This is a genomic window from Klebsiella sp. AqSCr (genome assembly GCF_008452795.1).
GTDB classification, from domain to species: Bacteria; Pseudomonadota; Gammaproteobacteria; order Enterobacterales; family Enterobacteriaceae; genus Klebsiella; species Klebsiella pneumoniae.
Genome location: NZ_MJDM01000005.1, coordinates 1,602,284 through 1,617,960, shown reverse-complemented (window position 1 = coordinate 1,617,960; position 15,677 = coordinate 1,602,284). Strand labels below are relative to the sequence as shown.

The window sequence follows — 15,677 nt, the reverse complement described above, 5'->3', positions numbered from 1 at the left end:
TGCTTTACACTGCCATTATCAGCTCCCATCTGGACAGGCGGATCGCTTATTCAATACTCAAATTACACCTGCACCAAAATGAGGATAATGGATATGCAACCGACCTACACTATTGGGGATTATCTGCTGGATCGCCTTGTCGACTGCGGTATTGACCGCTTGTTCGGCGTGCCGGGAGATTACAACTTACAGTTTCTCGATCGCGTCATCGCGCACAGCGCCTTGGGGTGGGTCGGCTGCGCCAACGAGCTGAATGCGGCATATGCCGCTGACGGCTATGCGCGCATCAAAGGGGCCGGTGCGCTGCTGACCACTTACGGCGTCGGCGAATTGAGCGCGCTGAACGGCATTGCGGGTAGCTATGCGGAACATATTCCGGTATTGCATATTGTCGGTGCGCCCTCTACCGGCGCCCAGCAGCGCGGCGAACTGCTGCACCATACCCTCGGCGATGGCGATTTTCGCCATTTCGCCCGCATGAGCGAGCAGATCACCTGTAGCCAGGCGCTGCTGACCGCCGGCAACGCCTGCCATGAAATCGACCGTGTGCTGCGCGATATGTTGACGCATCATCGCCCCGGCTATTTGATGCTGCCAGCCGATGTCGCCAGAGCGGCAGCGATTGCCCCAGCCCAGCGCTTGCTGGTGGAGCCCGCTCCGGCGGATGAAAACCAGCTTGCCGGGTTCTGCGAACATGCCAGCCGCCTGCTGCGGGGCAGCCGACGCATTTCCCTGCTGGCGGACTTCCTGGCGCAACGTTATGGCCTGCAGAAGACGCTCCGGGAGTGGGTGGCGAAAACGCCTGTCGCCCATGCGACGATGCTCATGGGCAAGGGATTGTTTGATGAGCAGCAGAGCGGGTTTGTCGGCACCTACAGCGGGATTGCCAGCGCGCCGCAGACCCGGGAGGCGATTGAAAACGCCGACACCATCATCTGCATTGGCACGCGCTTCACCGACACCATCACCGCAGGATTTACCCAACATCTGGCGCGGGAAAAGACTATTGAGATCCAGCCCTTCGCCGTCAGGGTGGGCGATCACTGGTTCAGCGGGGTGCCGATGGATAAGGCTTTGGCCGCGCTGATGACGCTTTCCGCCCCGCTGGCGGCGGAGTGGGCTACACCTCAGATCGTGGCGCCGGAGGCTGAGGAGGGCGCTGAAGGCGAGTTGACCCAGAAAAATTTCTGGGCGACGGTGCAGGGCGCCCTGCGTCCGGGGGATATTATTCTCGCCGATCAGGGGACGGCCGCCTTTGGCATTGCGGCGCTGAAGCTGCCCTCTGAAGCATCGCTGATCGTCCAGCCGCTGTGGGGCTCGATTGGTTTTACTCTCCCGGCCGCCTATGGCGCACAAACCGCGGCGGCGGAGCGGCGGGTGGTGCTAATTGTCGGCGATGGCGCGGCCCAACTGACCATTCAGGAGATGGGCTCCATGCTGCGTGATAAGCAAAAGCCGCTTATTCTGCTGCTGAATAACGAAGGGTATACCGTGGAACGGGCGATTCATGGTCCAGAGCAGCGCTACAATGACATCGCTCTGTGGGACTGGCAGCGGCTGCCGGAAGCCTTCGCCCCTGACGTTGCTTCGCGCTGCCGGCGGGTCACTCAGACGTCTGAACTGCGGGAGGTGATGACGGAGAGCATCACCTCCGATACACTCACCCTGGTAGAAGTGATGCTGCCGAAAATGGATATCCCCGATTTCCTGCGCGCGGTGACGCAGGCCCTTGAGGAGCGAAACAGCCGCGTTTAATCGGTATGCCGTTTGGCAATCATCAACGGTCTCCCGGCCAGCAACAGCCAGGCCGGGAGCATCACCATACACAACAGCGGCAGCAGAGTCGTATCCGGGACCACCACGGCGGCCATAAACAGGCTCAACCAGCCGTCGCGAGTGACGACCAGCACCATGCCGAGGATCGCGCAGGAAACGGTGATTGCCGCCGGCACCGCGTCAACATGAGCATGCAGCATCAGCCCCAGCGCTACCCCGACGAACACCGCCGGGAAAATTCGCCCGCCGCGAAAGCCGCTGGCTGAGGCAAGAACCAGGGCTGCCAGTTTGACCAGCGCGATAAGCAGAAAATCCGCGGCGGTTAGCGTCTGGCTGAAGGCCAGCTGCTGCATCTCATCCAGCCCTTTAAAGAGCGTTAAGGGCCCGCCTATCGTCCCCACGATCCCCAGCAGCAGCCCGCCGATACCGAGGGTCAGGATTGGATTTTTCAACCGATGCATCAGGGCATGCAGTCGCGGCAGACACCAGACGGCCACCATGCCGACGGCGATAGCGATCAGGGCGACGATAATGCCGCTGAGAATATCAACGAAGCGCATCTGACCATAGTGCGGGATCGGCAGCGAAAAATGGGGATGGAAAAACAGACCCGTCGTCAACGCGCCGGCGGCGGCGGCGAGGAGGGGAGCAAAGAGGCGATCCCACAGTGGCGTATCGTTGCTGCTATTGAGGGTTTGCGAAAAAATCAGCGCGGCGGCAACCGGGGTACCGAAGAGGGCGCCGATGGTGCCTGAGGCCGCGAGGATGGTCCAGTCCAGCGAGCTGACGCGCGGAAACAGTCGGGAGCCGACAGCGACAGCCAGCGCGATATTCACCACCATAATCGGATGCTCCGGGCCGAGGCTGACGCCGCCGGCGAGGCCGAGGATCAGCGCGGCCAGGAGTCCGGGCAGCGCGCCGGTGGCAATGGGAGCGCCGATTAACGACTCGGTCGCTGGATCCGGCCCGGCGTGCCCGGGGCTGTAACGAATGACCAGACCCACCGCGATGCCTGTCGCCGTCAGCATGGCGATGACCCACAGCGGGCTGTCGGCGCTCACCCCCAACTGCGCGGGCAGATTGCTCCACAGCACGCGCTGCAGCAGCGCGGCAACCTTCATCGCCACGATCAGGATCAGGCTGCAGGCGATACCTATCAGGATGGCCGGCACCGACAGGATCAGCATTGTTCTGGCGCGAGGATGGAGCATGGAAATGTCCTTGTAAAAGTGCTGGAGCACTACTTTGCCTTCGTCAGCGGAGACCGTCGATGCAAATGGTGCTGAAACGATAAAGTTAAGGTGACATCTGATATCCGGCGCGTCCTTTACAGGCTACCTTGCATAGATTACAAACTAAATGTGACCTGTGTCGCTAAACAAGGGGCGTCTGCGCGTTGGACGTTGTTGTTAAGCCGCCATGAATTTACAGTGTGCCAAAAGATTTATTTTGACTTTAGCGGAGCCGTAACGGAATGACAAAATTTGCTTTAGTAGGAGATGTCGGGGGGACCAACGCCCGCCTGGCGCTATGTGATCTGGCGAGTGGAGAGATCTCTCGCGCAAAGACCTATTCCGGGCTCGATTACCCCAGTCTGGAGGCAGTGGTGCGCGTCTATCTCGAGGAGCACCAGGTAACGGTCAACGAAGGTTGTATCGCCATCGCATGCCCGATTACCGGCGACTGGGTGGCGATGACCAACCATACCTGGGCTTTCTCTATCGCCGAAATGAAGCGTAACCTCGGCTTTGCCCATCTGGAGATAATTAACGATTTTACCGCTGTTTCAATGGCCATTCCGATGCTGAAAGCTGAGCACCTTATTCAGTTTGGTGGCAGTGCGCCGGTAGAGGGCAAACCGATCGCCGTTTATGGCGCCGGGACCGGGCTCGGCGTGGCGCATCTGGTCCACGTTGATAAGCGTTGGGTCAGCCTGCCGGGCGAAGGCGGTCATGTTGATTTTGCCCCGAACAGCGAAGAAGAAGGGATCATTCTGGAAGAGCTACGCGCCGAGCTGGGGCATGTTTCCGCAGAACGCGTGCTCTCAGGTCCTGGGCTGGTCAACCTGTATCGCGCGATTGTCAAATCGGACGGCCGACTGCCGGAGAATCTGCAGCCGCGTGAGGTGACCGAGCGAGCGCTGGCGGACAGCTGCACTGACTGTCGTCGGGCGCTGTCGCTGTTCTGCGTCATTATGGGACGCTTCGGCGGTAACCTGGCGCTGACCCTCGGGACGTTTGGCGGGGTGTATATCGCCGGCGGCATCGTGCCGCGCTTCCTGGAGTTCTTTAAAGCCTCTGGTTTCCGCGGCGGTTTTGAAGACAAAGGCCGTTTTAAAGCTTATGTTCAGGATATCCCGGTTTACCTGATTGTGCATGATAACCCAGGCCTGCTGGGCTCCGGCGCGCATCTGCGTCAGACGCTGGGCCAGGTGCTTTAAGCATTCTTCTCCCGGGCTACCGTCGTAGCCCGGATGGCGGCGCTTTCCGCTCTCTACAGATTCATCAGCTGGCGAAACTCTTTCACTTTACTGCGACTGACCGGAACCTGAAACTCCAGGTCACGCAGGCGCAGCACATAGGTGTTGTTGAACCACGGCTCAATTTCCCGAATTTTGCTGAGATTTACGCAATACGAGCGGTGGCAGCGGAAGAAATGCGCGGTGGGCAGTTTGCTGCAGAATTCAGTAATGTTCATCGGCATGACGAATGACTCCCGGCGGGTATAGACGAATGTCATCTTTTCATGCGCCTCGGCATAATAAATATCATGAATACTGGTGACGATGATCCGCTCATCTTTGATCAGATTGATGGTGTCGTTTTCCCGTGGCGCCGCGCTGGCTAATCCTGAAGCAGCGTTATTTTGCTGCTGCCAGGCGGTGGTCAGCTTTTGCAGCATATTGATGATGCGCGACTCCTGGTAGGGTTTCAGGATGTAGTCAAAGGCTTCCAGCTCAAAGGCTTCCACCGCATGTTCTTTCCACGCGGTGATAAAGACGATAAAAGGTTTATGGGCAAACTGGCTGATGTTTTGCGCCAGCAGAACCCCGTCGAGCGACGGAATATTGATATCGAGAAAGATGGCGTCGACCTTGTTGTGCTGGAGAAATTTCAGCACGTCCAGGCCGTCGTCAAAGCTGCCGACGATCTCCATCTGGCTATGGGTGTTAATAAGCCAGGAGAGCTCCTGCTGGGCCAGAAACTCATCCTCCACAATGATAACTTTCATCTTTTCTCCGCTCATGACAACAGCGACTCCGTCAGCGCCTGCGGCGTAGAGTTATTGGGGACATAAAAGGCAATTTCGGTTTCCGGCGTCAGATTGCGGATATGCAAACCCTCGCCGTAGAGAAGTTTCACCCGATGATGCACATTGAGCAGGCCGATTTTGTTACCCGGCATCTCATCGGCTTCCACGCGGGCGACCACGGCGGGATCGATACCGTTGCCCGTATCGCGAACGCTGATGCGTACCCGATTGCCGCACTCGTTAATGCCGATCGTCACCACGCCTTTGCCTTTACAGGGTTGAATACCGTGAACAATGGCATTTTCCACCAGCGGCTGGATAAGCAGGCTCGGGATCACGCAGCTGACGTCGTCGTCAATATCGTAGATGACCGTCAGCTTGTCGCCGAATCGCGCCTGTTCAATAGCGATATAATCTTTGATCTGATACAGCTCTCGTTTGATATCAATCTGCTCATCGTCTTTTAATTCGATGTTATAGCGCAGGTAGCGCGACAGATTAAAAATGAGCTGGCGCGCGGTGTCCGGATTAAGGCGAATCGAGGAGGAGATCGCGTTCAGCGCATTAAATAAAAAATGCGGGTTAATTTTGCTTTGCAGGGCGCGCAGCTCCGCTTTGTTGGCCATCTCCCGCAGCTGTTCGGCGCGGGAGACTTCCAGCTGGGTGGAGATTATTTGCGACAGGCCAATCGCCATCTCCTGCAGCGTCGAAGTGATGCGATGGGCGTGGCAGTAATAGATTTTTAGCGTGCCGGTCACCACCCCTTTTTCCCACAGCGGGATCACCATCAAGGAGTGGATCTCCGGGGTGCGGTGGGCTTCGTCATTGTTTTTTATGATGATTTTCCCATAACGAATCGCCTGCCGGGTGGTGGGGCTAATCATATCGTCGTGGCGTTGATAGTTGGCTTCACCGACGCCCACGTAGGCCAGCACGTGCTCGGTATTGGTGATCGCCACCGCGTCGGCGGTAATGTCGCGGCGGATAATCTCGCAAACCTGGCGCAGAGAATCGCTGTTAACGTGTCGAAACAGCGGCAGGGTTTTGTTGGCGATATCGAGCGCCAGTTTCGCCTGCCGCGCCGCGCTGGCCTCCTTTTCCCCTTCAACGCTCTGCACCAGCAGCACGATAAAGCCGATGCAGACGCTGCCGAGGATCATCGGGATACCAATTTTCGAAACAATATCTACGCCGAGACTCAGGGAAGGCGCCCAGACCACCACCAGGATCATGGTCAGAGTTTCACACATCATCCCCGCCAGAATGCCGATTTTCCACCGTTGTTCGCGGGCCACTTTACGATTAATCAACCCCGACAGCAGGCCGGCGACAATGCTGGTGATAAAGCAGGGCACCGCGGTCACGCCGTCGATATCAATCAAATAGCGGTGCACGCCGGCAATCGCCCCGACAATCGCGCCCACCCAGGGACCAAACAGGATCCCACCGGACATCACGGCGATAATGCGGACGTTCACCAGGGACCCCTCAACCGGGACGCCGGACCAGGTACTAAATAGCGCGAACAGCGAGAAAATGGCTGTCACCGCCAGCAGCTCTTTCGGAGTATGGGCCGACTTATGCAACAGTTCGCGGAACAGGCGCAGGCGAATAAGGAAAAAGAGGCAAATAAGCATCAGGGCCGCACGATCATAGACCGCCAGCATCATAGTAAAGATTTCGTGCATGGGTGCGCCGCGTCAGTGGCCAGAAAGGGACATGATAAAAAACCTGACGGCAGAAGACCAGCCGTGGAACCATAAAGCGGAAAAGTCGCACTTTTTAAAGGGGATTAATTAAAAAGCATCGCGATAGCGGCGGTCTTCGTCATTAACGATAATATTCTGTGTTAAGAAAGATATCAGTGTGTTACCACCTTTATACAACCCGGGATTATTCCGCCAATGAACTGCCGCATTTAGCGCAGTCGATACCCGTTTTATATGCCAGGGAATATTTTTTAACGGGCCTCTCGACAACATGAATTTTTTCAGGTTATTTTCTAAACGAGCCGCAACAGCGGCAGCGTCGCTCGGACGGTCCGGGCGCTAACGTTAATTAGAGGAACCTATGGCTGAATCCAGTCCTGAACGCCGTTTTACGCGTATCGATCGTCTCCCTCCGTACGTTTTTAACATTACTGCTGAACTGAAAATGGCTGCGCGTCGGCGCGGCGAAGATATTATCGATTTCAGTATGGGTAATCCCGATGGCGCGACGCCGCCGCATATCGTGGAAAAACTTTGCACCGTTGCTCAACGGCCTGACACCCATGGTTACTCTACCTCGCGGGGGATCCCGCGCCTGCGTCGCGCCATTTCACGCTGGTATGAAGAACGCTATAACGTCGATATCGATCCGGAATCGGAAGCGATCGTCACCATTGGTTCGAAAGAGGGGCTGGCGCACCTGATGCTGGCGACGCTGGATCATGGCGACACCGTACTGGTGCCGAACCCCAGCTATCCGATTCATATCTATGGCGCGGTGATTGCCGGGGCGCAGGTGCGCTCGGTGCCGCTGGTGGAAGGGGTGGATTTCTTTAACGAGCTGGAACGCGCCATCCGCGAGAGCTATCCGAAGCCGAAGATGATGATCCTTGGCTTTCCCTCAAATCCGACCGCGCAGTGCGTCGAACTGGATTTCTTTGAAAAGGTTGTCGCTCTGGCGAAGCAGTATGACATTCTGGTCGTCCACGATCTGGCCTATGCCGATATCGTGTATGACGGCTGGAAAGCGCCCTCCATCATGCAGGTGCCCGGCGCGCGGGATGTCGCCGTCGAGTTCTTTACCCTGTCGAAAAGCTATAACATGGCCGGCTGGCGCATTGGCTTTATGGTGGGTAATAAGACTTTGGTGAATGCCCTCGCTCGTATCAAAAGCTATCATGACTACGGGACTTTTACTCCGCTGCAGGTGGCGGCGATAGCTGCGCTGGAGGGCGATCAGCAGTGCGTGCGCGATATTGCCGAACAGTATAAGCGCCGTCGCGATGTGCTGGTCAAAGGGCTTCATGAGGCCGGCTGGATGGTGGAGTGTCCGAAAGCGTCTATGTACGTGTGGGCGAAAATACCGGAACCTTACGCCGCCATGGGGTCGCTGGAGTTTGCGAAAAAGCTGCTTAATGAAGCGAAGGTTTGCGTCTCGCCGGGGATTGGCTTTGGCGACTATGGTGATACCCACGTCCGCTTCGCGCTGATCGAGAACCGGGACCGTACGCGCCAGGCGATCCGCGGTATCAAGGCGATGTTCCGCGCGGATGGTCTGCTGGCCTCCGCGAGCTAGCGCTGCGGGCAGCACGGCAAAATAAAAACGGGAGCATGAAGGCTCCCGTTTTTTTTGACACCGCTGCAGTCTAGATCATCAGGGCAAAAGTACCGGCCCAAACGATGACCATAAAAGAGAGGCCCATAAAGAAGTATTTCACGACTCATCACTCCACGCGCTTGTGCGACGTTCAAATGAATTAATTGTTCTGTTTTTCAAGGGCTGTCGCCAGTGTAACTTCACCCTGCAGCAGCCCGTAATTCTGTGCGTTTAGTGCTCCAGATGGCGCTAATGTACGCCTAAAAAATCAGGGAAACAAGAGGCATTTTTTTATTAATTTTTAGTTACTTACGAGTGTCGTGATTCGGCGACACATTAATTTCACAGGGTAATAAATTTAGCGCCAGCGACGCGAAGGAAACGGGTTTTAGCGATGGGGCGGGCGGAGAAGGCCAACGAGAGCGCGCGGCATTATCTTTGCCACGCGCCGCCGTCGGTTCAGGGCAGGTCTGAGGCGCGCTGTCGCCACTCGGCCGGGTAGTGTGCCGGGATAAAGCGCAGCGTCAGCGCCATGAGTAGCAGGACGCAGATCGCATGCCAGGACCAGTCAAGCGTGTAGTTCCCGCTCAGGCTACGCAGCAGGCCGGAAAGCCAGGGCGACAGACCGGCGATGATAAATCCGATCCCCTGCATAAAGGCTACCAGCCTGCCGGCCACCGCCGGTTGTCCGGCGTGATCCAGCGCCAGCACCAGGCACAGAGGAAACGCGCCGCCCAACCCCACGCCGCAGGCAATGGCCCAGAGCGCAGAGAAATGCTCTGGCAGCCAGATAAAGCCGCAGAAGCCAATCAGCTGTAGCGCCAGCGCTAGCAGAAGAAGCTGGCGCCGATCCTCCTGGCGAGCCAGCGCCGGGAGCAGCAGCGCGCCGGCGGTTTGCCCGACGGTCAGCAGCGCCAGCAGCGAACCGCTGTACTGGGCGCTATCGCCTAGCTGGATGTAGTAAGGAGGCAGCCAGGCGATCAGGCTGGCGTAACCGGCATTGATCAGTCCGAAATAGAGTCCCAGCGTCCAGGCGCGGCGCTGGCCAATAATCGCGATCCGGGGGGAAGCGCTGGTCTGATGCGGTGCGCGAGGCAATTGCCGACAAATCGCCAGCCAGCTGAGCAGAGCCAGGAGCGCAGGGAGCGCCCACCAGGCTAGCGCATCATGCCAGGCCGCGCTATGTGACGCCAGCCATGGGGTGAACGCGGCGCCTAACCCGCCGCCGCCCATCAGCGCCGCTGACCATAGTCCCATCACCAGCGGCGTCCGTCGGGGAAAGAGGTGCTTAATTACCGCCGGAATGGCGGCCTGAATAATGCCGATGCCAATTCCTCCGGCCAGAGCGCTGGTGAGCAGTAAGCCACTATTCGGGGCGATTTCCCGCAGCAGGGCGCCTGCCGCGATAATCAGCAGGCTCAGCGCAATACTGCGCTTTTGACCGATATAGCGATCGACCCAGCCAGCGGCCAGCGCCAGCACCCCCATCGCGATCACCGGCAGCGCGGTCAGGAGTGCGGCCAGGGTATAGCTCATGCCGCTGGCTGCGCGGATGTCCGGCAGCAAAGGACCAATGGAGGTAAGCAGCGGCCGCATATTGATCCCAGTCAGTACCAGGACTGCCAGCGTCAGGTTCTGTCGCAGCGCTGGTGTCATGACTGCCGTTCCGCCCAGCGCTGATAAAGTTCAGTTCCCTCCGGCTGCGGGCGATGATGGATCGGCAGCGTTTGCTGGGCCAGCGGCTGCTGCAGCTGCTGATAAATCGCGGCGGTCGAGAGCTGAAAAGGCTCCCCGTCCTGATTGCTATTGGCGAAAAACACTTCCCGCACACCGGTTAAATAGAGCGCGCTCAGGCACATAGGGCAAGGCTGTCCGCTGGCATAGATGACGCATTCGCGCAACGCCGCGCTTCCCAGTCTGGCGGCAAGATCGCGTACGGCGTTCAGTTCGGCATGCGCCGTTGGGTCACCGCTCAGATGAAAGGTATTGACGCTTTCAGCGACAATCTCATCATTCCGCACCAGCACGGCGCCGAAGGGGCGCCCACCGTCAGCAATGTTTTGTTTTGCCAGCACTAATGCGCGCTGAAGATAACGATCGTGAGCGGACATAGTCACTCCTGCATAAAACGATGTTAAAGGTGAAATATGTTGAGGGTCGTGCGAAGAGGGTACGTCTCTTGTTTCATAAGTTAAAAGACTTATTTATGATAATGCCTATTGGAATTTCTTATAGGTGGGCCGATGCTTCTGCGCCAACTTTCCTACTTTATCGCTGTGGCTGAACATTGTGGCTTTTCCCGCGCCGCCGCGGCGCTGCATGTCTCCCAGCCTGCGCTGTCACAGCAGATACGCCAGCTGGAAGCGATGCTGGAGGTTCAGCTTTTCGACCGCTCTGGCCGACGGATTCGCCTGACCGATGCCGGTGAGATCTGGCTGGAGTATGCCCGTCGCGCGTTACGCGAGCTTGAGGAAGGTCGGCGCGCCTTGCATGACGCAGAAGATCTCCAGCACGGTAAACTCCGCATTGCTATGACGCCAACTTTCACTACCTATATGCTGGGCCCGCTGATGGAGGCGTACTACCGACGCTATCCTGGAGTAAAAGTGCTTATCCAGGAGATGAACCAGGAGCGGATGGAGGCGATGCTGCTGGAGGATGAACTGGATGTGGGGATTGCCTTTGACGACAGCCGGTCACAGGAAATTGTGGTTCAGCCGCTGCTGACGGAAACGCTTGCGCTGGTGGTGAGCCGTGCGCATCCGCTGGCAGGAGAGCGCGACTTGCAACTGCAGGCTCTCGACGCCCAGCCGCTAATTTTACTGAGCAGCGAGTTTGCTACCCGCGAGCAGATTGATCGTTATTGCCGCCTTCATCGGCTCGAACCAGACGTGCGGATGGAGGCCAACTCCATCGGGGCCGTTCTGTCGGTTATTCGAAGCACAACGTTAGCAACGCTGCTGCCGGCGGCGATCGCCGGGCAGTTTGATGATGTGGTGGCGATTGAGCTAAGACCTGCGCTGCTGCAGCGCACGGCCTGTTTATTGCAGCGGCAGGGCGCCTGGCAGAGCGCCGCAGCGCGCGAATTCATCACCCTGGCCCGAGAGAACGCGATAACGATTGAGCAGGAAAACCGCCAGTCCCTTGCCTGAAGGACTACGTTACTCGCCGGCGAACTGCGACTCACGGCTGGCTTCGCTGCCGATATCGCCTTCATCGGGCTGGGCATTCTCTATAAGCATGCCTTCTTCCTTAAGCCTTTCCAGCACGTGATGAAAGAGCTGAGTCTTGTCTGGCTCAGCCATACTCTGCAACTTCTCATTAAATACAGTATGGGACTGAATAAGATAATGGATAAATTCCAGCAATACCTCACTTTGCGGCAGGACGGTTAATTCCTGCTGGATGTAACGGGTTTGATCCAGTAGCGGATTTTTCGTCACGTCCATAGGCCGGGCGCTAATACTGTGGGCGTATATTTTCTCAATGGCCTGGCTGGTGATATAGATGCGGTTCAATGATATCGAGGGGCGTTCGTCTTCCTCTGGAATGAAATGACAATAAACAAATGGTTTATCCGGCAGCATCATGCTGAGGCGGTTTTCGAAAAGAATATCATCTGGCGCCTCCAGCAGCGCCATTAGGTTCCGACAGTGTGGATGCCAGAGCCATGAAGCAAATACCTTTACGTTGAACTGGGTTACCGTATTTCCGCGCAGGGTTTCCATCGTCGGAATATCGCCTTCAAGCCGCAGAATGCTGCGGATATGGGAGTGATGCGACCAGACTGTTTCTCCTGCCTCGACTGAGGTAAATGGATTAAACGCGCTGGTTACCTCTTTTTCCTGATGGGAGAGGACGGCGATTTTTAATATTCCCGGCGTTGGGTTAAGCTTAAGACATAGATTGATTGCGCCTATATCATGCCAGTGAAGAATGTCTTCCAGTTCGCAGTTTAATAATTTTTGCGCCCGCGCCAGAGAGCAATACTCCATTGGCGGTAAATTATTTAGCTTCCAGATATTCCGTTCTGTAATATTCATAAGAATTGTATGTCGATGAAAAAATAAATCGCCATGGTGAGCAAAAGCATCAATAACAATGATTTATTTTTTCTGCTGACTTCCTTTACCTGATTAACAAAATCCATTCACATTGAGAATAATATATCGATAAATTGGCTGTTTTTATTGTTTTGCTGCCGATATTTACTCTTTCCCGTTATCTTATCATCTCTTATTCGTAGAGAAAAATAGTTTGCTGAATATAAGCGTTTCTTCCTGTTTAGCAGCAATATTTAAGGTGAGTATGAGCGGAGCACGAAAAAAGGGACGGTCAATTTGGCAAACTTTGTGGTCGGCAGGAAGTATCAAACAGACGCCTGCGGCGCCTGTCGAACCTACCTGTAGTTATTGCGGCATAGACAGGAAGCGGTCACCCGGTTGCGCGATGGCATACCAGGCCATCATTTCGGCAGTGCCTGGCTGGCCTTCAGCAGGCGCCCAGGCCATAGTGTCCATTTCGGCAAGCGGTTGATAAGCGCCTTGTTTGACTTCAAATACCATGCCGCCTGCGTCGAGCGAGAGCACCGTATGCCAGGTGCCAGCCTCCATTTCCAGCGCCGTACAGGTTTCACCCAGCACCACCCGGTTGGTGACCACGCCGTGGTCATCAAAATTCAGCACCACAAAACGGCCTTTCAGCGGCAGCAAAAGTTCGAAAGTATGCCTGTGCCGGTGGGGGCGGATATAGGTGCCGGGTTCCATGGCGATGGCCAGACGCTGTATCGGGTCGCTTAGTTCGGGATGAAAATTGCGATGGGCACGCAGGCGCGGAGCACTGGCTGCCGCTTCGCTCTGCTGCTGCATATCGCTGAGGGTGATCTGTTTCATATCAACGCCTGGCTCCTGTATCGTCCAGAGAAGGTTGTAAAAGGTCGCGGCTAGTGACTGAAAAATTCAGAAGGTATTGTACGCAGAAATGCGCGTTGCTGTCGGTTTATTGTGTGCGTGATCGACAAAGACACGTTCCTTTCTGGCAGGACTAACCATACTGAAATCGTTGGCTAATTATGATTACGAGAAGAATACGTTCTGGCTGGCGTTTAGGTCATCGTGGTGAATGGCGGGCAACGTTTATATGGTGTCCCCTGCAGGAATCGAACCTGCAACTAGCCCTTAGGAGGGGCTCGTTATATCCATTTAACTAAGGGGACAAGGCGGCACGAGTATAGCGTTTTTTGCCCGCCTGAGTAAGAGCCATACCGTCTGACTGCTTAAACCCTCGCCACTCAGGGCGCTTTTTTTATGCCCGGTCGGCCTTTTTCCCTTTCTCCGCCGCCTGGGCGCGGGCTTCCGCTTTTCGCTTGCTGCTCATATCGTTACGGATCTGCGCATGGCTCAGCAGTGCGAAGATGAAGGTCCCACCACAGATATTTCCCGCCAGGGTCGGCAGGGCGAACGGCCAGATAAAGTCGCTCCAGGGCAGATTTCCATTAAACACCAGATAAAGGATCTCGACCGAGCCCACCACAATATGGGTGGTATCCGCCAGGGCGATAAGCCAGGTCATGAGAATAATCACCACGATTTTGGCGGCGCCGGCGACAGGAAACATCCAGACCATGGTGGCGACCAGCCAGCCGGAAATAATCGCATTAGCGAACATCTCTGTCGGACTGTTCTTCATTACGTCTTCGGCGATGCTGACAAAGGCCTGACGGGTTGGCTCATCAAAAATAGGCATATAATTGAAGGCCCATGCGGCCACCGCGGTACCGATGAGATTGCCCGCCAGCACCACCGACCATAGCCGCATCAGCAAACCGACGTTACCGAGGGTGGGATTATGCATCACTGGCAGAACGGCGGTGACCGTATTTTCAGTGAACAGCTGCTGGCGGGCCATAATTACGATAATAAAGCCGAAGGTGTAGCCGAGGTTTTCCAGCAAAAAACCGCCCGGGATCCCCTCCAGTTTGACGTGAAAAATTCCCTTCGCCAGCAGGGAGGCCCCCATCGACAGGCCGGCCGCAATCGCTGACCATAGCAGGGCCAGCGCATCGCGCTCCATCTCTTTTTCCCCTTCCTGGCGAATATGTTCATGGATCGCCATCGCCCGCGAGGGAAGGCGATCTTCATTTACTTCGATCTCTTCACCACGCTGATTTTCCTCACTTTCCACTTCTCTTTCGTCATCCTCTGCCTTTAATTTGTTATTGTCTAGTTCATCCATTTCGTGGCCCTCGCTATCAATCTGTATAGTTATAGCGTAGCGGCTTTCCCTGCCGTCTGGCTGGGCATACTCTGAAATCGCAAAAATGGTAACGTCAGATTTTTGTCGCTCCGGTAGAATAGGAGCCCCGCGATTTCGTTATTCCCAGGCTAAGATCAAATCAACAACTTGGGTGATATAGACATCGTTCAACGTGCTGTTACAATCGCTCACATCTTTACGGGCGGAAGCGTTGTCTTTCCGTCATGGATGGCAACTCGCGATAGCCATAAAAACCAGGGAGACATCTATGAATTATCGCCTGTCGGCGCTTGCGCTTGGCGCCACATTGCTGGTGGGATGTGCCAGTTCCAGCTCTGGCGATCGGCCGCAGGGGCGCTCAGACCCGTTAGAAGGGTTTAACCGCACGATGTTTAACTTCAACTTTAACGTGGTTGATCCTTACGTGCTTCGCCCCGTCGCGGTGGCATGGCGCGACTACGTCCCACAGCCGGCACGCAACGGGTTAAGCAATTTTACCAGTAACCTGGAAGAGCCGGCAGTGATGGTGAACTACTTCCTGCAGGGCGACCCCTATAAAGGTATGGTGCATTTTACCCGCTTCTTCCTTAACACCATTCTCGGTATGGGTGGGCTTATCGATGTGGCCGGGATGGCGAATCCGCAGCTACAGCGGGTTGAGCCACATCGTTTCGGCAGTACGCTTGGGCATTATGGCGTTGGCTATGGCCCGTATGTTCAGTTGCCGTTCTATGGAAGCTTTACCCTGCGCGACGAAGGCGGCGATATGGCCGATGGCTTGTATCCGGTGCTCTCCTGGCTGACCTGGCCGATGTCGATCGGTAAATGGGCGGTGGAAGGGATTGAGACACGTGCTCAGCTGCTGGATTCCGACGGCCTGCTGCGCCAGTCTTCCGACCCTTACATTCTGATGCGTGAAGCCTACTTCCAGCGTCATGACTTTATCGCCAACGGCGGTAAGCTGACCCCGGCGGACAACCCGAATGCTCAGGCTATTCAGGATGAGCTGAAGGATATCGATTCACAGTGATCGGCGAATGATAAAAAAAGGGTGAACATAATGTTCACCCTTTTTTGTGGCGCGCTGC

Annotated in this window: 16 protein-coding genes and 1 tRNA gene; 6 read left to right on the top strand and 11 right to left on the bottom strand. The window is 56.1% G+C overall.

The annotated features are described in order from the left end of the window. The first annotated feature begins 93 nt into the window (after positions 1-93). The gene (locus tag BHE81_RS11810) at positions 94-1,755 is read left to right on the top strand and encodes an alpha-keto acid decarboxylase family protein (RefSeq protein WP_023301633.1); all 1,662 of its coding nucleotides are present in this window, start codon (positions 94-96) and stop codon (positions 1,753-1,755) included. On the opposite strand, the gene BHE81_RS11805 is transcribed toward BHE81_RS11810, so the two are convergent. Beyond that, complete coding sequence (locus BHE81_RS11805; RefSeq protein WP_004180794.1) at positions 1,752-2,987, bottom strand: ion channel protein; 1,236 nt, start codon at positions 2,985-2,987, stop codon at positions 1,752-1,754. The two genes, BHE81_RS11810 and BHE81_RS11805, sit on opposite strands and share 4 nt — an antisense overlap. 263 nt (positions 2,988-3,250) lie before the next feature. Here BHE81_RS11805 and glk point away from each other — a divergent pair, with 263 nt between their 5' ends. Then, the gene (glk, locus tag BHE81_RS11800) at positions 3,251-4,216 is read left to right on the top strand and encodes a glucokinase (protein WP_073545702.1); all 966 of its coding nucleotides are present in this window, start codon (positions 3,251-3,253) and stop codon (positions 4,214-4,216) included. Between the two features lie 53 nt (positions 4,217-4,269). Here the strand turns inward: glk and BHE81_RS11795 are convergent, their stop codons facing one another. Beyond that, positions 4,270-5,007: a LytR/AlgR family response regulator transcription factor gene (locus BHE81_RS11795; RefSeq protein ID WP_002913374.1), complete on the bottom strand. Its 738-nt coding sequence runs from the start codon at positions 5,005-5,007 to the stop codon at positions 4,270-4,272. A gap of 11 nt (positions 5,008-5,018) precedes the next feature. Beyond that, positions 5,019-6,716: a sensor histidine kinase gene (locus BHE81_RS11790; RefSeq protein WP_110246487.1), complete on the bottom strand. Its 1,698-nt coding sequence runs from the start codon at positions 6,714-6,716 to the stop codon at positions 5,019-5,021. Between BHE81_RS11790 and BHE81_RS28220 the strand changes: the two genes are divergently transcribed. Then, on the top strand, positions 6,715-6,828 hold the full coding sequence (locus BHE81_RS28220) for a hypothetical protein (protein ID WP_004153200.1): 114 nt from the start codon (positions 6,715-6,717) through the stop codon (positions 6,826-6,828). The two genes, BHE81_RS11790 and BHE81_RS28220, sit on opposite strands and share 2 nt — an antisense overlap. On the opposite strand, the gene BHE81_RS11785 is transcribed toward BHE81_RS28220, so the two are convergent. Then, the gene (locus tag BHE81_RS11785) at positions 6,825-7,010 is read right to left on the bottom strand and encodes a hypothetical protein (protein ID WP_032409803.1); all 186 of its coding nucleotides are present in this window, start codon (positions 7,008-7,010) and stop codon (positions 6,825-6,827) included. The genes BHE81_RS28220 and BHE81_RS11785 overlap by 4 nt on opposite strands. A gap of 88 nt (positions 7,011-7,098) precedes the next feature. On the opposite strand from BHE81_RS11785, the gene alaC reads away from it, so the two are divergent. Further along, positions 7,099-8,313 (top strand): alanine transaminase, encoded by a 1,215-nt coding sequence (gene alaC, locus BHE81_RS11780; RefSeq protein WP_002913372.1) that lies wholly within the window; start codon positions 7,099-7,101, stop codon positions 8,311-8,313. Positions 8,314-8,383: 70 nt separating this feature from the next. Here alaC and ypdK read toward each other — a convergent pair whose 3' ends face one another. The 3 genes from ypdK to BHE81_RS11765 form a co-directional block, all read right to left on the bottom strand. Then, the gene (gene ypdK, locus BHE81_RS11775; RefSeq protein WP_099119320.1) at positions 8,384-8,455 is read right to left on the bottom strand and encodes a membrane protein YpdK; all 72 of its coding nucleotides are present in this window, start codon (positions 8,453-8,455) and stop codon (positions 8,384-8,386) included. 338 nt (positions 8,456-8,793) lie between these two features. Further along, a complete protein-coding gene (locus BHE81_RS11770; protein ID WP_004185022.1) occupies positions 8,794-9,990 on the bottom strand; it encodes a cyanate transporter in 1,197 nt (398 codons plus the stop codon). After that, positions 9,987-10,445, bottom strand: coding sequence for a nucleoside deaminase (locus tag BHE81_RS11765; RefSeq protein ID WP_023301635.1), 459 nt, complete (start codon positions 10,443-10,445; stop codon positions 9,987-9,989). Before BHE81_RS11765 ends, BHE81_RS11770 begins: the two co-directional genes overlap by 4 nt. Before the next feature lie 132 nt (positions 10,446-10,577). Here BHE81_RS11765 and cynR point away from each other — a divergent pair, with 132 nt between their 5' ends. Next, positions 10,578-11,486: a transcriptional regulator CynR gene (gene cynR, locus BHE81_RS11760; protein ID WP_004149227.1), complete on the top strand. Its 909-nt coding sequence runs from the start codon at positions 10,578-10,580 to the stop codon at positions 11,484-11,486. A 9-nt stretch (positions 11,487-11,495) separates the two neighbouring features. Here the strand turns inward: cynR and BHE81_RS11755 are convergent, their stop codons facing one another. The 4 genes from BHE81_RS11755 to BHE81_RS11740 form a co-directional block, all read right to left on the bottom strand. Next, a complete protein-coding gene (locus tag BHE81_RS11755) occupies positions 11,496-12,377 on the bottom strand; it encodes a hypothetical protein (protein ID WP_023342668.1) in 882 nt (293 codons plus the stop codon). 366 nt (positions 12,378-12,743) lie between these two features. Beyond that, entirely contained in the window at positions 12,744-13,226 is a 483-nt protein-coding gene (locus BHE81_RS11750; protein WP_004174945.1) for a WbuC family cupin fold metalloprotein, read from the bottom strand. A gap of 248 nt (positions 13,227-13,474) precedes the next feature. After that, a tRNA-Arg gene (locus tag BHE81_RS11745) sits at positions 13,475-13,549 on the bottom strand. An 89-nt stretch (positions 13,550-13,638) separates the two neighbouring features. Next, positions 13,639-14,568: a formate/nitrite transporter family protein gene (locus tag BHE81_RS11740; protein WP_004149224.1), complete on the bottom strand. Its 930-nt coding sequence runs from the start codon at positions 14,566-14,568 to the stop codon at positions 13,639-13,641. Between the two features lie 289 nt (positions 14,569-14,857). On the opposite strand from BHE81_RS11740, the gene mlaA reads away from it, so the two are divergent. Further along, complete coding sequence (mlaA, locus tag BHE81_RS11735; RefSeq protein WP_002913362.1) at positions 14,858-15,619, top strand: phospholipid-binding lipoprotein MlaA; 762 nt, start codon at positions 14,858-14,860, stop codon at positions 15,617-15,619. The last annotated feature ends 58 nt before the right edge of the window (positions 15,620-15,677 follow it).